Origin of the sequence: Kitasatospora sp. NPDC088264, from assembly GCF_040685715.1 — a bacterium.
Taxonomy (GTDB): Bacteria; Actinomycetota; Actinomycetes; order Streptomycetales; family Streptomycetaceae; genus Kitasatospora.
Window position 1 is genome coordinate 408,742 of record NZ_JBFBIR010000001.1, and the last position, 19,555, is coordinate 428,296.

At 72.7% G+C, this 19,555-nt stretch carries 7 protein-coding genes; 4 read left to right on the forward strand and 3 right to left on the reverse strand.

Annotated features, from left to right (window positions below):
- Positions 1-41: 41 nt before the first annotated feature.
- Both AB0O82_RS01755 and AB0O82_RS01760 read right to left on the reverse strand, forming a co-directional pair.
- Positions 42-797: a leucyl/phenylalanyl-tRNA--protein transferase gene (locus AB0O82_RS01755; RefSeq protein WP_363579624.1), complete on the reverse strand. Its 756-nt coding sequence runs from the start codon at positions 795-797 to the stop codon at positions 42-44.
- The gene (locus AB0O82_RS01760; protein WP_363579625.1) at positions 794-4,273 is read right to left on the reverse strand and encodes an amino acid adenylation domain-containing protein; all 3,480 of its coding nucleotides are present in this window, start codon (positions 4,271-4,273) and stop codon (positions 794-796) included. The genes AB0O82_RS01755 and AB0O82_RS01760 overlap by 4 nt, the downstream gene beginning before the upstream one ends.
- A gap of 160 nt (positions 4,274-4,433) precedes the next feature.
- Between AB0O82_RS01760 and AB0O82_RS01765 the strand changes: the two genes are divergently transcribed.
- A complete protein-coding gene (locus AB0O82_RS01765) occupies positions 4,434-7,679 on the forward strand; it encodes an EAL domain-containing protein (RefSeq protein WP_363579626.1) in 3,246 nt (1,081 codons plus the stop codon).
- A 72-nt stretch (positions 7,680-7,751) separates the two neighbouring features.
- Here AB0O82_RS01765 and AB0O82_RS01770 read toward each other — a convergent pair whose 3' ends face one another.
- A complete protein-coding gene (locus AB0O82_RS01770) occupies positions 7,752-8,711 on the reverse strand; it encodes a helix-turn-helix transcriptional regulator (RefSeq protein WP_363579627.1) in 960 nt (319 codons plus the stop codon).
- A gap of 445 nt (positions 8,712-9,156) precedes the next feature.
- Here AB0O82_RS01770 and AB0O82_RS01775 point away from each other — a divergent pair, with 445 nt between their 5' ends.
- The 3 genes from AB0O82_RS01775 to AB0O82_RS01785 all read left to right on the forward strand — a co-directional run bounded on the left by AB0O82_RS01775 (position 9,157) and on the right by AB0O82_RS01785 (position 19,537).
- A complete protein-coding gene (locus tag AB0O82_RS01775) occupies positions 9,157-9,774 on the forward strand; it encodes a papain-like cysteine protease family protein (protein ID WP_363579628.1) in 618 nt (205 codons plus the stop codon).
- A gap of 4 nt (positions 9,775-9,778) precedes the next feature.
- A complete protein-coding gene (locus AB0O82_RS01780) occupies positions 9,779-10,630 on the forward strand; it encodes a hypothetical protein (RefSeq protein ID WP_363579629.1) in 852 nt (283 codons plus the stop codon).
- Between the two features lie 426 nt (positions 10,631-11,056).
- The gene (locus AB0O82_RS01785; protein WP_363579630.1) at positions 11,057-19,537 is read left to right on the forward strand and encodes a ricin-type beta-trefoil lectin domain protein; all 8,481 of its coding nucleotides are present in this window, start codon (positions 11,057-11,059) and stop codon (positions 19,535-19,537) included.
- The last annotated feature ends 18 nt before the right edge of the window (positions 19,538-19,555 follow it).

Here is a 19,555-nt window from a genome sequence, read left to right on the forward strand (position 1 = left end):
AAGTTTGTCGAAGACAGGCCAGGCAGGGTAAAAGGCGCAGGTCAGACCAGTCGGGCCACGGGCAGCGGAGCTCCCGGCAGCGGGCCCACCGCGGCGTCCGCCGCCAACGCGGCCAGGTACCGGGAGCGGGGCACCGGCTCGGCGCCGAGACTGCGGATGTGCGGACTGTCCCACTGGGCGTCGAGCAGCCGACCGCCGGCCGCGCCGAAGCGCACCCCGAGGTCGGCGACGGCGACGCGGGCGGCGTCGGGGCGGCGGTGGAACATCGAGTCGAGGCTGAGGACGGGCCCGGCGGCGACGCCGAACACCCCGCCGATCAGCTCCTCGCCCTCCCACACCTCGCCGCTGTGGGCGGCCCCGAGCGCATGCAGCCGCTCCAGTGCGGACCGCAACTCTCCGGTCAGCCAGGCCGGTTGGCGGCCCTCGGCACAGCGGGCCACCACCTCGCCGAAGGCCCGGTCGGCGCTGGTCCACCACTGCGGCCGGTGGCGCAGCCGCCGGGCGAGGCGGCTGCCGAGCCGGACGCCGTCGGGCGGCAGGACGGGCCGGGGGTCGGGCGACCACCAGGCCAGCGCGTACGGGTCGTTCCCGCCGGGCAGCAGCGCCACCTCGCCCGCCTCGACGGCTTGTTCGTAGCGCGCCTCGTTGTAGGCGCCTGCGTACTCATCCGCCGCGGGCATCGGGAACAGGCCGCGACGGTACGCCGCCAGCAGGTCCGACGCGCCCAGGCCGGCGCCGAACGCCACCGGCCCGTCCCCGGGCCCGCGTTGGACGTCCAGCCCGTCGAAGGGGCTCACGCCGGCGGCCCGAGGAAGCCCTCCGCCGCCAGCCGCCCCAGGTAGTGGTCGAGCAGGCCGGCGTCCACGGCGGGCAGGTCGATGCCGCTGCCGGCGAGCGCGGCGTCGGTGTTGGCGCGGTCGAACAGCGGGAAGACGGGCCGGAAGTACAGCTCGCTGATCGACAGCGCCGACCCGGGAGCGCGGTCGACGAACAGCGGGACGAACGGCGTGATGGGGTGGGCGGGGTGCCTGGCGGCGAACCGGACCAGGCCCTGCACCCAGTCGCGGTAAGGGAGTTCGGCGATCGGGTGGCCCCGGGCCCGGAGCCGTTCGGCGAGATCGGCGAGGTCGGCCGGGCGCGGCGAGGTGAGGTGGTAGACCTCGCCGTCGGCGGGGGCGTGGGCGGCGATGTGGGCGACGGCGCGCGCGAAGCGGTCGGCCGGGACGAAGTCGAGCGGCAGCAGCACGTCCGGGCAGGTGCCGCTGTCCGCCAGGTACGCGATGAGCGCGCAGATCTCGGTGCCGGTGTTCATCACACCGGTGGCGAGGTCCCCGGTGACGTCGTTGGTGCGCAGCACGGTGACCGGGAGACCGGCGGCGGCTGCCTCGTGCAGCAGCTGTTCGGCGACCCACTTGCTCTCGACGTAGCCGACGCCGAGCCGGTCGGGGTGGGCGAGCGGGGTCCGTTCGGTGACCTCGCGGACGCCGGCCGCGCCGAAGCCGGCCAGCACGGCGAGGGTGGACAGGTAGTGCACGGGCACGCCCCGGCTGTGCCCGGCGAGGCGGATGATCTCGCGGGTGCCGCCGACGTTGGGCGCGCGCAGCTGGTGGTACGGGTAGAGGAAGTTGACCTGTCCGCCGAGGTGGTGGACGGCGTCCAGACTCCCGGCCAGCCCGTCGAACTGACGCTGCGTCAGTCCTAGTCGGGGTGCGGCGAGGTCGCCGACCAGGGGCACCACCCGGCTGTCGGTCAGGTCGTGGCGCAGGAAGCGCTGCTGGGCGGCGCGCAGGCGTTCCAGCGCGTGTTCCTCGTCGGGGGCGCGGACCAGGCAGTGGATCCGGGCCCCGGTGGTGGCGAGCAGCGCGTGCAGCAGGTGGGCGCCGCAGAAGCCGGTGGCGCCGGTGAGCAGGATCTCGGCGGGTTCGGCCCGGCTGGGCGCCGGGCTCCAGGACTGCTGGACGGGGTGGGCGAGCCGGGCTTCGGCGGCCCAGTCGACGGCGGCCTCGCCGGAGCCGGAGCCGGAGCCAGGGTCGGTTCCGTCGACGCGGGCGGTGCGCGCGGCTCCGTCGGCGCGGGCGGCCTGGACGGCGGTCGCGAAGGCGCGCAGGGTGGCGTCGCGCAGCAGGGCGCGGGTGAGGGCGCGGACGCGGGTGACGTCGAGGCCGAGCATGATCCGGGCGCGGGCGAGCATCTCCATGGCCAGCAGGGAGTTGCCGCCGAGGGCGAAGAAGTCGTCGGCGGGCCCGACCTCCTCGACGCCGAGCAGTTCGGCCCACAGCCGGCCGATGGCGTCCTCGACGGCTCCCCCACCGCCCGCCGCCCCGGTGCCGCCCGGGCCGGGCCGGCCCGGGGTGCGGGGCTCGGCGTGCGGCAGCCGGCGGCGGTCGACCTTTCCGGCCGGGGTGAGCGGCATGCGTTCCAGCGCCACGAAGGCGGCCGGGAGCATGTACTCCGGCAGCCGTTCGGCCAGGTAGGCGCGGAGCCGGTCGCGGCGGACCCCGGCTTCTGCACCGGCGTCGGCGTGGTCGGCGAGCGTGTAGTAGGCGGTGAGCGCGCGGCCCCCGTCGGGGTCGTCGCCGTCGGCGGCGACGCGGGCCTGCCGGACGTCGGGGTGGGCGGCGAGGGCGGCCTCGATCTCGGCGGGGTCGACGCGGTGGCCGAGCACCTTCACCTGGTCGTCGAAGCGGCCGAGGATCTCCAGCTGCCCGTCGGCCCGCCAGCGCCCGGCGTCGCCGGTGCGGTACATCCGCTCGCCGGGCACCGGCGCGTACGGGTCGGGGACGAAGGCCTCGGCGGTCGCCACGGGGGCGCGCCAGTAGCCCCGGGCGAGGCCGGGCCCGCCGAGGTGGATCTCGCCCTTCTCGCCGGGCCGTACGGGGGACAGTCGGGCGTCCAGGACGTGCACCCGCACGCCGGGCAGTGGGCGGCCGATCGGCACCGGCGCGGCCGGGCCGCCCGGGCCGGCGGCGTCCAGCAGGGCGGGGGTGACCTCGCAGAGCGTGGAGGTGACGGCGGCCTCGGTGACCCCGTAGGCGTTGACCAGCCGGACGCCGGGCAGCCGGTCCAGGCAACTGCGGCAGTCGTCGGCGTGCACGACGTCCCCGCCGACGACGACCAGCCGCAGCCCCTCCGGGCCGGGCCCGCCGGGCGGGAGCAGCGTGAGCACGTGGTGCCAGTAGGCGGGGGTGAGGTCGGCGACGGCGAGGCCGAGTCCGCGCATCCGGTGGACGAGTTCGGTGGGCGCCCAGGTGCGGCCGCCGCCGAGGACGAGGGTGGCCCCGGCGAGCAGGGTCGCGAAGACCTGCTCCAGTGCGGTGTCGAAGCCGAGCGCGGCGAGTTGCAGGACGCGTTCGCCGGGGGCGAGGCCGTAGGCGTGGACGACCCGGTCGAGGGTGAACACCAGGGCGCGGTGGGTGACGGGGACGCCCTTGGGGGTGCCGGTGGTGCCGGAGGTGTAGATCAGGTAGGCGAGGTCGTCGGGCGCGGCACCGTCGGGCTCACCGGCGCCGTCGGGCCCGGCGCCGTCGGGCCCGCCCGCGCCGCATAACCCGGCGAGGACCGGCTCACCGCCGCCGTCCGGCCCGTCCTCGGCGTCCACCGGCACCGGCTCGACGCCCGGCAGCGCCCCGCCCTCGGTGACCGCCACCCGCGCCCCGCTGTCCTCGACCAGCCGGGCCAGCCGCCGCGCCGGGTACGCCGGATCCAGCGGCAGCAGCGCCGCGCCCGCCTTCAGCACGCCGAGCCAGGCGACGACCAGGCCCGCACCGCGTTCGAGGCAGACCGGCACCACCTGCTCGGGGCCGGCCCCGCGCGCCCGCAGTGCCCTGGCCAGGCGGTCGCTGCGCCGGTCCAGCTCGCGGTAGCTCAGCGTGGCGTCGTCGGCGACGACGGCGACCGCGTCCGGGTGCTGCGCGGCGCGGGAGCGCAGCAGTCCGGGCACGGTGCCGCCGTCGCCCTCGGCCCGCCCGCGGCCGCGCTCCCCGGGGGAGCCGAGCCCGGGGAAGCCGAGCCCGGGCGGGCGCCATTCGCGGGCCACGTGGGCCCGGCAGTCGTCGCGGCCGGCCGGCCCGTACACCAGGTGCCAGCCACCCGGCACGGTCAAGTCGCCGGGCCAGATCGCGTACTGACCGCTGTCGTTGCGAACCACGGCGTGACGCCCGGAGTTCACATCCGTTCGTACGCCCTGTGCGCTGTCTGCTGCGTCGTCCACCGGCTTGACCTCGTGCTGTGGCGGCAGTTTCCTGGGAGGTGCGACATTTCCGACTATACGCACTCAGGGCACAGGACGAACGTCCGATCGCAACCCGACCGGACGCGACGCTGCCGTGTGCCCGTCAGCCCGGGGCGAGACGACCCTGCGACCGCCAAGACCCGTCCTCGCCCGAACTCCCCCGTCCCACCGGCCGGGTGGCGTCGCGGAGGAGGTAGCCCCGTTGACACGTCGGCGACAACGCCTGATGGTCTGTTACCTGCTGTGGATGGTGCTGTTCACCGGCGTCTACTATGTCAACCCCTCGCAGCGGATCATCTGGTGGACGGGCATCGGACTCGGCAGCAGCGCGGCCATCGTGGCCGGCGTCCGCCTCAACCGCCCCGCGCACGCGCTGTTCTGGTACGTGCTGGCGCTCGCCAACCTGAGCTTCACCGCGGGCGAGGTCGTCCAGGTCGTCCAGACCCAGTTCCTGCACCTGCACAACCCGTTCCCGTCCGTCGCCGACGGCTTCTACCTGGCCGAGTTCGTGCTGTACGCGGCCGGTGTGCTCGGATTCATCCGCTGGCGCACGGCCCGTCAGGACCGCGCCGGCCTGCTCGACGCGCTGATCCTCACCATGGGCCTGGCGCTGCTCGCCTGGATCTACCTGATCCTCCCGTACGCCCGCAACCCCGACCTCTCCTGGTTCCGGAAGGCCGTCTCGATCGGCTACCCGCTCGGCGACGTGGTCGTCCTCGCCCTGCTGCTGCGGCTGCTGACCCCGCGCGGCGGCAACAGCCGGGCGCTGCAACTGCTCACCGTCGGCACCGTCGGCATGCTGGTCGCGGACACCCTCTACGGGCTGATCCAGTTGCACGGCAACTGGCACATCGGCACCCCCGTCGACTTCGGCTGGGCCGCCTTCTACACCGCCTGGGGCGCGGCAGCGCTGCACCCGTCCATGGTCGAGCTGACCAGACCCGTCCCCACCCAGCAGCCCGACCTGAGCGCCGGCCGCCTCGCCCTGCTCACCCTGGCCTCGCTGATCGCCCCGGCGATCCTGATCATCGAGTCGCTGAACGGCAACACCAGCAACGCGGGCGTGATCGGCGCCTTCTCCGCCCTCCTGTACCTGCTGGTGCTGGCCCGGCTGGCGGTCGTCGTGGTCGCCCGCCGACAGGCGATCGCCCGCGAGCGGGCCCTGCGCGAGGCCGGCGCCAGACTCACCGCGGCCGTCACCGTCGAGGAGGTCGCGGACGCCGTCCAGGCCACCGCCTCCACCCTGATGCCCACCGAGCCCGGGCACGTCGCCCTGCTCGCCGTCACCGAGGCCGGCGTCCTGCACGTGCGGCACGCCGAACGCGGCGCCGCCCAGCACCACCTCGGCCCCGTCACCGACTCCGACGAGGCGCTCGCCCTCGCCGCCTACCGGGAGACCCGGCTGCTGCCCGTCGAGGACATCGGCAGCGACCTCGCCGCCCGCCTCGACGGCATGCCCTCCGCCCTGCTGTGCCCGCTCACCCTCGACGAGCGCCCCTCCGGCGACCCGCTGATCGGCGCGCTCATCGTCACCGGCACCGCGCAGGAGCTCACCAGCCTGTGGGGCTCGCTGGAGATCCTGGCCGCGCAGGCCGCGCTGGCCGTCGAACGGGTCATGCTGAGCCAGGAGGTCAACCGCCGCAACAGCGAGCTGTACTTCCGCACCCTGGTGCAGAACGCCAGCGACGTCATCCTGATCCTGGACGCCGACGACGGCGTCCGCTACGCCTCCTCCTCCGCCGAACGGGTCCTCGGCTACCCCAGCCTGGACGGCACCCTGCTCACCGAGCTCGTCCCGCCCGAGGACAGCCGGGCCGTCGGCAGGGCGCTGGCCCGGATGCGCGGCCCGGTGGACGCCGCCCCGGCCCACGCGCCGGAGCACTCGCCGCCGCGCGAACCGCCGCACTCGCCTCCGCACTCGCCTCCGCACTCGCCTCCGCACTCGCCGACACGCGAACCGCTGCGCGAGCAGCCCCGTGAGCACTGGCGGCTGCTGCGGCAGGACCGGACCCCGATCGAGGCCGAGGTCCGCTTCAACGACCTGCGCGCCGACCCGACGGTCGGCGGCCTGGTGCTCACCCTGCGCGACGTGACCGAGCAGCGCCAGATGGAGCGTGAACTCACCCACCGGGCCTTCCACGACTCCCTCACCGGCCTCGCCAACCGGGTGCTGTTCCTGGACCGGGTCGGCCACGCGCTGTCCCGCGGCGAGCGCAGCGGCGCCGTCACCGGGGTGCTCTTCCTCGACCTCGACGACTTCAAGGTGGTCAACGACACCCAGGGGCACGCGGTCGGCGACGAACTGCTGATCGCCGTCTCGCTGCGGGTCTCCACCGCGCTGCGCAGCTCGGACACCGCCGCCCGGCTCGGCGGCGACGAGTTCGCCGTCCTGGTCGAGGACGCGCTGCGCCCGGCCGACGTGGACGCCATCGCGGACACCGTACTGGCGGTGTTCGCAGAACCGTTCAAGCTGAGCGCAGGGGCCGTCCGGGTGACGGCCAGCATCGGCGTCGCCACCACCGAGGACAGCGTCGACGCGGCCGAACTGCTCACCCATGCCGACCTCGCGCTCTACTCCGCCAAGGCGGCCGGCCGCCGCCAGTGGCGCCACTACCAGCCCGCCCTCCAGACCGGGCTGGTGGAGCGGCACGAGCTGAACGAGAACCTGGACGCGGCGATCGCCGAATCCTCCTTCCAGCTGTACTACCAGCCGATCGTCGACCTGCGCACCGGCGGCCTGGTCGCCTTCGAGGCGCTCGTCCGCTGGCCGCACCAGCGGCGCGGCATGGTGCTGCCCGACGAGTTCATCGCCCTCGCCGAGGAGAGTGGCCAGATCGTCCCCCTCGGCGCCTGGGTCCTGGAACGCGCCGCCCAGGAGGCCGCCGCCTGGCACGCCGCCAGCTCCGCCGACCGCGCCGCCGCCGGCCTCCCCCCGCTGCGGGTCAACGTCAACGTCTCCGCCCGCCAGTTCCGCGACGCCGGCTTCGTCGACGTCGTCCGCGGCGCCCTGCGCAGCTCCGGCATCGACCCCCACACCCTCGTCCTCGAACTCACCGAATCCGTCCTGATGCGCCGCGACGACCGCGTCCACGCCGACATGGCCACCCTCGGCGACCTCGGCGTCGGCATCGCCATCGACGACTTCGGCACCGGCTACTCCTCGCTCTCCTACCTGCGCGAGTTCCCGATCTCCATCCTCAAGATCGACAAGTCCTTCATCGACGGCCTCGGCCTCTCCCCGCAGCAGTACGCCCTCGTCGAAGGCATCACCCGCATCGCCGACACCCTCGGCGTCCGGGTCATCGCCGAAGGCATCGAACACCCCGAACAGCGCGACCTCCTCGCCGCCATGGGCTGCCCGCTCGGCCAGGGCTACCTCTTCGCCCACCCCATGACCGCCCCGCAGGCCCGCGCCCTCGTCGGCGGCACCGCGCACGAACCGGCCTGACCCCCGATCTCAGGTCCACACCTCAGGTCCACACCTCAGGGCCGCGCCTCAGGTCCACACCTCAGGGCCGCCTCAGGTCCACGCCCAGCGGATGCCCGCGACCCCGGGCCCCAGCGCGGTCGCCACCACGTGCGCCAGGTGGTGGCTGTCCAGGGTGAGGTCGGCCAGGCTGTCGTCCGGACCCTCCGAGTCACTCGCCGTGAACCACTGGCACTGCACCGGGAGTTCACCCGGATCGAAGCGCACCCGCAGGACGTAGTGGTCCGCCGGGAAGCGGAAGGCCGCACGGTAGCGGCAGCACTCGGCCGCGCTGTGCGGGCGCACCTCGAAGGAGAACACCTGGGTCTCGGAGCAGTGCAGCGAGCGGTCGAACAGCAGCTCCGCGAGCACCACCCGGGCCACCGGATCCCGGCGCACCCGGCCCAGCCGGCAGCTGTCCCCCGCCACGATCTCGACGGCCCCCTCGTCCACCCCCTCGTCGCAGTCGTAGATCAGCAGCGCCCGGTCGACCCCGTCCTGACGGGCCCGGACCGCCACCATCGAACTGAGCGCCGCCAGTTCACGATGCGGCCCGACCGTCACCGTCGCGCACTCGGTGACCACCTGGAGCTTCCCGGCCGCCGGGCTGTCCAGATCCGCGAGCAGCCCGCCCAGATCACCGGGGGTGCGCACCATCTGCGGGTACGGACGCGGCCCGCCGCCGTCGCGGTCCGCCCCGCCGCGCGGCCGCGGCGCACCCAGCAGGGCGGTGAGCGCGTGCGTCGGCAGCCCGAGGATCTCCTCCAGCGCGGCCACCACCCGTAACGACTCCGGGCGCTCAGGTCGGCGCAGCCCGCGCTGCCAGTAGCTCAGGGTCGTGACGGCGATCCGCAGTCCGCGCTCGGCCAGCCGGCTGCGCAGCCGCTCCAGCGGCAGCCCGCGGGCCTCGATCGCGGTGCGCAGCGCGAGACCGAAGGGCCCGCTCCGCAGCGCGGCCAGCACGGCGGCGCTCTCCGGGGCAACACCGGGCGGCGGTTCCTGACGACTGACCATCGGGACTCCCGGGGCTACTGGCCCGGCCGGCACGCGGCGGCGGGGCCGAGGGGACACGGCGGCGGTGCGGGGGCGGGGGGTGCGGGGGACGGCGGCGCGGGGGCGGGGGGACGCGGTACGGGGGGACGCGGCGCGCTGTGAAATTACCGGCTTACCCCGGCCGCGTCCATATCCGGGAGCCCCGCTCCCGGCCGCCCGTCTGCGGCTCAGCACCTCCGCCGCAGCACCCCTCTTCACAGCCCCGTTCACAGCACCGCCCGCGCCCCTCCGGGGGGTCTGGGAGAGGCCCGGCGGGCTGCCTACTCTTCCTAGCAACCCCGGTCCGGGCCCGCCGCGTCGGCCGCGCGGCACACCCCCACACAGCACACCCCCACACAAGGCACACCCCAGGGCGGCGCCGGGTGCACACGGAGCCGCCCGTGCCCCCGCACGAAGGAGTTCCCCCATGAGCGGACCCATCCGTGGGTCGTCCCTGCGCGCCGCACTGGCCGCGCTGTGCATGCTGGCCGCCGTCGTGACCACCGGCGCCGGCACCGCCTCGGCCTCCCCCCAGGCCGCCGCCGGAAGTTCCCAGACCTTCGCCGCCAGTTCCCGGCTCAACATCTCCATGCAGACGCAGGAGCAGGACCAGTGGTGCTGGGCCGCCTCCGGCGACACCATCGCCACCTTCCTCGGCCACGGCACCGACCAGAACTCGTTCTGCGACCTCGCCTACGGCCAGGACACCTCGTACCAGTGCCCCAACCAGCCCGGCCAGCTCTCCTGGGTGCAGAACGCGCTCTCCGCCCTCGGGGTGTCCCCCGGCCAGGAGACCGGCGCCCTGTCCTTCAACACCATCGTCAGCGAGATCAACGCGGGCCGGCCGATCGAGACCGGCATCTCCTGGCTGGCCGGCGGCGGGCACGCCCAGGTCATCTACGGCTACGACCAGAGCAACAAGTCCATCTACTGGGGCGACCCGTGGCCCAGCAGCAACCGCTACAACCTGGCGTCGTACAGCTACTACGCCGGCTACAACGGCCAGTTCAACTGGAACGACTCGCTGTACCGGATCGGGGCGTGACACGATGACGCACTTCCGCGCCCCGCGCGCCCTCGCCGCCATCGCCCTGGCCGGCAGCGGACTGCTCGCCGCCGCCCCCGCCCTCGCCGCCACCCCGGCCACGGCAGCCGGCGCCCCGTCCGCCCCGTCCGCGGCCGACGTCACCGCGGCCGCCGCGGCGGCGAAGGCCGCCCCCGTCGTGCAGACCCTCGGCGGGTTCTTCGCCCACGGCTCCGGCCAGGGCTCCTCCGACGCCCGCCAGGCGCAGGCCGCCGCCCCGGCCCGGGTGGTCGGCGACACCGTCCCCGTGTACTACCTCAACCCGGACTTCGTCGCGGCGGCCTCCGTCGGGGCGCCGGTCGCGAAGTTCGCATTCATGGCGACCGAGGCCGACGCGGCCGACGGCCGCAAGGCCTCGGTGTGGACGGCCCCCGACCCGCACGCCAGCGGGTCCTGGGCCGAGATCAACATAGCCTCCGGCAGCGACGAGACCGACCACGCCGCCGCCGCGGCAGCACTGGGCCGGGGCGCCGTGGCCTTCGAGGAACCGCAGATCCGGGCCTGGTACGCCCTGGTCGACGGCCAGGTACGGCCGCTCAACCCGGACGCGGTCCGGTCCGTGGGCGACGCGGGCATCACCCTCGCCCAGTACCAGCAGGTGGTCCACGACCGGTACGCCGACAAGCTGCCCGGCACCGACTACGCCAAGGCGCACCTGCTCGGCGGCTTCGACCGGGGAACGGCCCCCGTCGCGGCACCGGCCGGCGACTCCACCCCGACCGCCGCCCTGCTCACCGGGGCCGGCACCCTCCTCGCCGCCCTCGGGCTCGGCACAGCGCTGCTGCGCCGCCGCCGGGCGGCCCGCGGCACCGCCTGACGGCACCTGTGCTCGGGTTCCACTTTGCGAACAGCGCCGATGGCGGGGCACCTCCGGGTGTCCCGCCATCGGCGGGTAGCGGTGGAAAGCCCGCACAGCAATTGACTGCACGTCACTTATTAATTTCACGACCGTCCCAGGCCCTTTCGCGCACGCGATTGGGGACCCTCTTCGCATGTCGGACACCTCGCTCACCTGGGACGATGTCATCGAAATGACTCCATTTCTCACGGCTTCTCAGCGTAAGCGATCTGTTACGCAATCGTCATCCTGATTGGTCACTGGGAGTCAGCTGGGGGTGAGAGATTGTGCTTCGGCTTCGATCAGGCCATTCAAAACAATGCACATCCCTTGAGAGAGTTTTTGATGAAACGACGGTCTCGGGCCTCGTCCGCTTTTGCGGGCGGGGCCTTCTCTACGCGTCGGATGCGCCCCGTATCAGCGCTCCTGACGCTCGGCCTGCTGGTGCAGGCCGGCGTGGTGGTGGACGCGGTGACAGCCGCTCCGGCCACCGCCGCACCCTCACCCACCACTCCGCCCACTGCTCCGGCCACCGAGGCGCCTGACGAGGCTTCGGCGCTGCTCTCGGCCCGGCTGCAGAAGCGACGGATCGAGGTCACCAACGCCCGGACGGAGTTCACCACGCTGTGGGCGAACCCGGACGGCACGCTGACCTCCGACCGCTCCACCGGCCCGATCCGGATGAAGCTCGGCGAGGCCTGGGTGCCCGTCGACACCACGCTGGTGCAGACCCCGGACGGCAAGGTGGCGCCGAAGGCGCACCCGGGCGGGGTGGTCTTCGAGGGCGGCGACGCCGGGGTGACGGTGGGCGACAGCCTGCCGGGCGCCGCGATACCGACGACCGCACCGACCACGGCTCCGGCCACGGCTCCGAGCGCCGCAGCCACCACTGCGCCGACCACGGCACCGGCGACGTCGCCCAGTGCGATACCGACGGCCCCCGCTTCCGCGTCCCCGTCATCGTCTCCGTCCGCCTCGGCTTCGGCTTCGACCCCGGCGTCGGCGTCGGCTTCGGCTTCGACCTCGGCTTCGGCTGACGCGAGCCGGGCCTCCCGCAGCGGCGCCCGCGCCGCCGCCCCGGCCGCCGACCCGCAGTCCGCCCCGGCCCCGGTCCCCGCCGAGCGCGAGCTGGTCAGGATCGGCTCCGGTGAGCAGCAGGTCAAGTTCGGCTGGCTGGGCAAGCTGCCCAAGCCCAAGCTGGAGGGCAACAAGGCCACCTACGTCAACGCCCGCCCCGGCGTCGATCTGGTCCTCGAAGCCACCCGGACCGGCTTCGAGCAGTTCCTGATCGTCAAGGACCGCTCCGCCGTCGCCCAGACCGGCACGGTGACGCTCCCGCTGGACACCACCGGGCTCACCGTCTCGCCGCAGCAGGACGGTTCGATCCAGCTGCTCGACAAGGCGACCGGCAAGGCGGCGGTCAAGATCCCGACCCCCGTCATGTGGGACGCCGCGGTCGACCCTGCCTCGCAGGAGCACCTGAACCGCGGCCCGGTGACGATGGAGGTGCGCGGCCAGGGCGCGGACACCGAGCTGGTGTTCACCCCGGACGCCGCCTTCCTCGCGGACCCGAAGACCCAGTTCCCGGTCACCGTCGACCCGGTGGTGGACGTCGGCACGACCTTCGACACCTACGTCCAGACCAACGAGAACATCGACGCCTCCTCGTCGACGGACCTCAAACTGGGCAGCTACGACGGCAAGGTCGTGGCCCGGTCGTTCCTGACCGTCCCGGGCGGGTCGTTCAACGGCAAGCAGATCCTGGGCGCCACGCTCAACCTCGCCAACCATCACTCCTCGTCCTGCATCCCGAAGCAGTGGGAGGTCTGGAACGCGCCCGGCGCGGCCTGGTGGACCCGCTGGGGCAACCAGCCCGCGATGGAGCGCAAGTGGGCCACCTCGAACGACACGTACGACGTGGCGAACGACGGTGACACCCACGACTGCTACGCCTCCGACGGCACGTTCTGGGCCAAGGCCGACGTCACCGAGATGATCCGGTACTTCGCCGGGTTCGGTCACAACGAATACGGGTTCGCCCTCAAGGCGGCCGACGAGTCGAGCAACCTGTCCTGGAAGAAGTTCAGCTCCGCCGAGGGCTACTGGCCTCCGTACCTCTCGATCACCTACAACACCGTCCCGGCCACCCCGGCGACAGTGGAGGTGCAGCCGTCCCAGCAGGGCAACCCGCGCTACACCTCGGACCCGAACCCGCGCTTCCAGGTGCAGGCGGCCGACCCCGACGGCGACCCGCTGAAGATCTACCTGGACCTGTGGCGCGGCGGCACGTTCATCGGCAGCATCGTCCGGGACACCCCGAACGGCGCGATCGCGACCGTCCGCCCCTCCGACTACGGCATCGCCAAGCTCGACGAGGGCGTGCAGTACACGATCTGGGCCATGCTCGACGACGGCAAGTCCCGCTCCGGCTGGGTCGGCACCAACGTCATCGCCGACACCGTCAAGCCCGGTACGCCGTTCGTGAGTTCGGCGGACTACCCGGCGGATGGGCTCTGGCACGGCACCGCCAACCAGGCCGGGTCGTTCACCTTCTCCCCCGCCCCGGGCACCGACGACACCGCAGCCTACGTCTACACCCTGGACGGCGGCACCCCGGTGACGGTCGCCGCCACCGGCGCGCTGACCACGTCGATCACGCCGACCACCGAGGGTCGGCGCGTGCTCAGCGTGCAGTCCAAGGACCGCGCGGGCAACCTGTCCCCGCCCGCGACGTACACCTTCCAGGTCGGCCAGGCGGGCATGAGCTCGCCGGTCAACGGCACCCAGTCCGCGAAGCGCGTCAAGCTCGCGGTCGACGCCCAGGCGCAGTTCCAGCGCGTCGTCTACCAGTACCGCCGGGGCCCCGGCGCCGCGGAGTACAACGTCCCGCGCACCAACCTGACCAAGGCGGACAACACCGCGGTCACCGAGGACAAGCCGCGTCTCGCGGACCTCGGCCCGCACGCCAACTGGAGCGTCCTCGACACGCTCGGCCAGGTCGGCGGCGTCGTCCAGGTCCGCGCTCTCCTCTTCCCCGAGGACGGCTCCGGCAACGGCTACGCCACCGTCTGGAACACCATCACGGTCGACCGCAACGCCGACGGCGCGGCCGGCGCCGGCATCGGCCCCGGCTCGGTCAACCTGCTCACCGGTGACTACTCGACCGACATCACCGACGCCGACGAACGCGGCCTGTCGGTCAAGCGCACCGCCTCCTCGCGTGACCTCGGCCGCGGCTGGCAGCCCCAGGGCGAGCGTCTGACGCTCAACCAGCGGCAGATCGGCACCGACCTCACCGGCTTCACCGCCGGGCAGGCGGCGCTGTCCCGCTCCACGGTCCGCGGCCACGACAACTCGCCCGACTCGCTCCTGGTCGTCCCGGCCAGCTCCGGGTGGGACTCCTTCGCCGCGCTCGGCCCCGAGTACACGCTCGGCCAGGGCATGCAGCCCGGCAGGACCTACCGGCTCACCGGTTGGATCTACGTCCCCGGCGCGACCGGCCTGGACAACCCGCTGGCCAACCGCGGCCTGCGGATGGTCGGCGTCTACCGCACCCCGGCCGGCTACGGCGAGACCGCCTCTCCGAAGGCGTCGTTCACCGACGGCTGGCAACAGCTGACGCTGGACCTGACGGTGCCCAAGGACGCCACCGAGGCCTGGTTCCGCCTCTACAACGGCAACACCGCCGGCAGCGGCAAGGAGGTCTTCTTCGACGACCTGTCGCTGAAGGAGATCGTCGCCCCGTTCGGCCCGCAGTGGGCCGGCGGCCCGGACGCGGGCACCGGCTCGGACTACCGGGCGCTGTCCTTCCCGCAGTCCGACCTGGTCGAGATCAAGAGCAACGACGACAACTCGCTGACCTTCGCCAAGGGCACGGACGGAACGTTCTTCCCCGAGCCGGGCGCCGAGTCGATGTCGCTCAAGGCCGTGCCGGCCAAGTCCGGCGCGATCGTCCTGTCGGCCACCGGCCAGTGCCTGGAGGTCCCGAACGGGGCCGCCGGCAACGGCGCCGGACTGCGGCCCGCCGCCTGCACGGGCGGGTCGAACCAGCAGTGGACCCGTGGGGACGACCTGACCCTGCGCCTGCTCGGCTACTGCCTGGACAACCCCTGGGGCCAGACCGCCAACGCCACCGCGCTCACGCTCTGGGACTGCAACGGCGGCGCCAACCAGCAGTGGGAGGTGCGCACCAACGGCACGGTCATGAACCGCCAGTCGGGCCAGTGCCTCGACGCCGACAAGGGCGCCTCGATCTGGGTCTGCTGGACCGGGCCCAACCAGGTCTGGGACCTCCAGACCTCCGGCACCGCCTACGAGCTCGGCGAGCTCGACGGTTCCAAGACCGTCTTCGCCCGCCAGGCCGGTTCGAACATCTACCAGGTGGTGAGCGAGACGGGGCCCGACGCGGCCTCGACCACCCGCTACCAGTACGACACCACCGACGGCCGCTCGCTCGTCAAGCGCATCATCCCGGCCGTCGAGCCGGGCGTCGACGACGTCAACGGCTGCACCGTCGACCCGCTGCCGCGCGGCTGCGAGGTGATGGAGTACGACTACGCCAAGGCGACCACCGCCACGGCCGCGACCCCGGGTGACTATCTGGACCGCGTCCGGGGCGTGAAGGTCTGGACGTGGAACCCGGCCACCTCCAAGCAGGAGGCCGTCGAGGTCGCGCACTACGCGTACGACGACCGCGGCCGCCTCGCCCAGGTCTGGGACCCGCGCCTGGCCACCCCGCTGAAGACCGCGTACAGCTACGACGACGCCGGCCGGGTCACCCGGATCGGCGCCGCCGGTGAGCTGCCGTGGAACTTCGACTACGGCAAGGCAGCGGCCGACCAGGATCCTGGCCGCCTGCTGAAGGTCCGTCGCGGCACGCTCGCGCCGGGCAGCAAGGACCAGGTCACCGGCGAGAACGCGACGTCGGTCGTCTACGAGGTGCCGCTGACCCGCGGCGCCGGCGGTCCGAACGACCTGGCGGGCGCGGACGTCGCCAAGTGGGCGCAGACCGATGCGCCGACCGACGCCACCGCCGTGTTCGGCCCCGAGGACGACCCTGGCGCCAACACCGCCTCGGCAGCGAAGCCCGGTCCGGACGGCTACAAGCCGGCCACCGTCCACTACCTCAACGCCTCCGGCAACGAGGTCAACACCGCGGCACCGTCCACTACACCGGGCGGTGACATCAGCACCACCGAGTACGACCGCTACGGCCACGCCGTGCGCGGCCTGTCGGCCACCAACCGCTCCATCGCGCTCGGCGTCCACCCGGACGCGGACAAGCTCGCTGCCGAGCTGAACCTGACGACGGCCGACTCCGTCTCGCGCGCCCGGCTGCTGGACTCCCGCACCGTCTACACGGCCGACGGCCTGGACGTGACGGAGATCCTCGGCCCGGTCTACCGAGCCTCGCTCGCCGAACAGGTCAACGGGCAGACCAACCCGGCCGTCGTCACGGCCGAGGCCGAGAAGCTGCCGCAGCTGGGGACCAACGCCAAGGTCCAGATCGACAACGACTGCTGCGGCGTCACCTGGTCCGGCGGTGCCCAGCTGGGCATCCGCGGCACGGCGGCGGGAGCGTTCGACGCCATGCGCGTCACCGTTCCCGAGGAGGGCGAGTACGTCCTCTCCGGCCAGCTGACGAAGAACAGCGACCACGGCGTCATCCAGTGGGCGATCGACGGCAAGGACGTCGGCCAGCGGCTCGACACCTACAGCGCCAGCGCCGCGGTGGCCCCGTACACCACCGGCGCACCCGTGAAGCTGACGCGCGGCGACCACGAGCTGAAGCTCACCGTGGTCGACACCAACGCGGCCAGCAGCGGCGAGCGGTTCCACACCGGCATCGACACCGTCACCCTCACCAAGGCGACCGTCAACCCGACGCTCGCCGCCGGGACCTCGGTCGTCGCGCGGGACCACAACACCAACACCTACGACGAAGGGAAGCCCGACGGCCAGGCCTACCACCTGGTCACCACCGCCACCGACGGCGCCCGCATCGACGGCTACGCCGACGACGTGGAGCTGCGCGTCACCAAGCACGGTTTCGACACTCCGATCGGCGGCACCCCCGGCTGGACGCTGAAGAAGGCGACCTCGGTCACCACCGACGCCCTCGGCGCCAAGCTGACCGCCTACGTCAAGTTCGACGCCTCCGGGCGGGCGCTGGAATCCCGCAAGCCGGGCTCCAACGGCACCGACGCCGGAACGGTCAAGTCGGTGTTCTACACCGCCGGGACCAATGCGGACGACGCCGCGTGCGCCAACCGTCCCGAGTGGGCGGGCCTGCCCTGCGTCACGCTGCCGGGCGGGGCCGTCACCGGGGCCGACGCCTCGCGGATGCCCACCACCCTGCCGGTGAAGCGGGTCACGCGGTACTCGGCGTTCAACGAGCCGGAGGAGGTCACCGAGACCAACGCGGGCAAGTCCCGCAAGACCGTCACCGTCTACAACGAGCTGGACCGGATCCTCTCGACCGAGATCACCTCGGACGAGGGCAAGCCGCTGCCGAAGGTCACCGTCGAGTACGACCCGGCCACCGGCGACGCGGTGAAGACCACCTCCGACGGCAAGTCCCTGACCCGGGTCATGGACCAACTGGGCCGACTGATCTCCTACACGGACGCCGACGGCGGCACCACCACCACGGAGTTCGACCGGTTCGGCAAGCCGGTGAAGGTGAGCGACCCGACCGGGTCCACCGGCTACGCCTACGACCGGGTGAAGGAGCCCCGCGGGCTGGTCACCTCCGTGACCGACAGCGTGGCGGGCGAGTTCACCGCCAAGTACGGTCCGGACGGCCAGCTGGTCGAGCAGACCTACCCCGGCGGCATCGTCCGCAAGGACACCTTCAACGCCGTCGGTGAGGCCACCGGCCGCACCTACACCCGCACCTCGGACAACACGGTGGTCTGGGCCCAGACCACCGACATGTCCACCCAGGGCCAGGTCGCCAAGGACACCAGCTCCACCGCCACCCGTTCCTACCAGTACGACCGGCTCGGCCGGCTGGTGAAGGCCGAGCAGACCACGGCCGCCACCGGCTGCGTCACCCGGCAGTACGCCTTCGACGCCCACTCCAACCGCCTGTCCAAGCAGACCTCCCCGCGCGGGGCGGCCGGCGAGTGCAGCACGGCCGGGGCCACGGCGGAGAACCACACCTACGACAGCGCCGACCGGCTCACCGACGCGGGCTTCGTCTACGACGCGTTCGGGCGCACCGTGAAGACGGCCACCGGCGCGACCAACACCTACTGGGCGAACGACAAGGTCGCCGTCCAGGAGAAGGGGGACACCAAGCAGGAGTGGGCCGTCGACGCCGCCCACCGCCTCACCGCGTTCACCACCAGCAAGAAGCAGGCCGACGGCACCTGGGCCAACGCCACGTCGAAGCTCAACCACTACGGCGACGACTCCGACCAGGTCCGCTGGACGGTCGAAGACACCACCCAGGGCAACCTGACCCGTAACGTCACGGGTCCGGACGCCGGTCTGGCCGCCACCACCAGCAGGACCGGTGACATCCAGCTCCAACTGACCAACCTGTTCGGGTCGGTGGTCGTCACCACGGACACCGCGCTGACCAAGCCGGTCGTGCTGGACTTCGACGAGTTCGGCATCCCCCAGGACGGCCAGGCCAACGTCCGCTACGGCTGGCTCGGCGGCAAGGAGCGCTCCGCGGAGGCGCTGGACGGCGACATCCTCATGGGTGCCCGCCTCTACAGCCCGGCCCTGGGCCGCTTCCTCCAGATCGACCCCGTCCCCGGCGGCAACGCCAGTCCGTACGACTACTGCACCGGCGATCCGGTCAACTGCACCGACCTCGACGGCAACTGGGGCATGCCCAAGTGGCTGAAGAAGACAGTGGAGGTCGTCGCCAAGGTCGCTGAAGTCGCGTCCTACATCCCCGGCCCCATCGGCGCCGTCGCCGCCACCGTCTCGGCGGTCTCCTACGCCGCGACCGGCAACTGGGGGAAGGCCGCGGAGATGGCCATCACCGCGGTCGCCGCCACCGTCGGCGCCGGCCCGGTGGTCAAGGCCGTCGCGGCAGCCGCCACGACGACCAGGGTCGCGGCCAAGGCGGGCAAGATCGCCTCGGCCGCCAGAACGGTCTTCCGGCGCACGGAGGCCGTTGCCTGCCCGATCGGGAACTCCTTCACGCCCGACACTCCCGTACTCATGGCCGACGGCACCTACCTGCCGATCGGTGACGTGCGGGTGGGTGACCATGTGGCGGCAACGGATCCGGAGACCGGAACCACCTCCGCCGAGCCGGTGCTGGACGTCATCACCGGCTACGGCACTCGACACATCGTCGAGATCAGCACCGACGCGGACGCCTCGGCCGCCCCGCTACAGGCCACTGACGGCCACCCGATCTGGGTGGAGGGCCGCGGCTGGGTGAAGGCCCTGGAGGTCCGACCGGGAGACCGGCTGCGCTCACCCGACGGCACCACGCCGGTGGTCACTGCGGTCGACGACCTCGGTGACCTGGACGGGCAACTGGTCGTCAACCTCAACGTCGGCAACCGGCACACCTACTCGGTGCGCGACGCGAGCAACGACGTCGTGGTGCACAACTGCTCAGGCGCCAGCCTTTCCCACCTGACGTACATGGGCCACATCTTCCCGCGCCACGTGCTCCGGTTGGCCAACCCCTGGAAGTCGAAGTTCGCCACGAGCAATCCGCGAACGATCAAGCGAATGATCAAGACGGCCATCAAGAAGGCCCCGGCTCAGCCGAACACCAATGGCACGCCCGGCCACTTCCACGTCTACGACTTCGGCAACAGGACGGTCGGCCACAACAAGAACGGCATACGGAAGACCAGCATCAAGGTGGTGGTGCGCCATGGCAAGGTCGTCACTGCCTACCCGGTTTGACACGAGTTGGAGGTCACT

Bases quoted from the DNA above. Each gene is read 5' to 3' on its own strand.
- AB0O82_RS01770 (WP_363579627.1), bottom strand. From the start codon at position 8,711: ATGGTCAGTCGTCAGGAACCGCCGCCCGGTGTTGCCCCGGAGAGCGCC.
- AB0O82_RS01775 (WP_363579628.1), top strand. From the start codon at position 9,157: ATGAGCGGACCCATCCGTGGGTCGTCCCTGCGCGCCGCACTGGCCGCG.
- AB0O82_RS01780 (WP_363579629.1), top strand. From the start codon at position 9,779: ATGACGCACTTCCGCGCCCCGCGCGCCCTCGCCGCCATCGCCCTGGCC.
- AB0O82_RS01785 (WP_363579630.1), top strand. From the start codon at position 11,057: ATGCGCCCCGTATCAGCGCTCCTGACGCTCGGCCTGCTGGTGCAGGCC.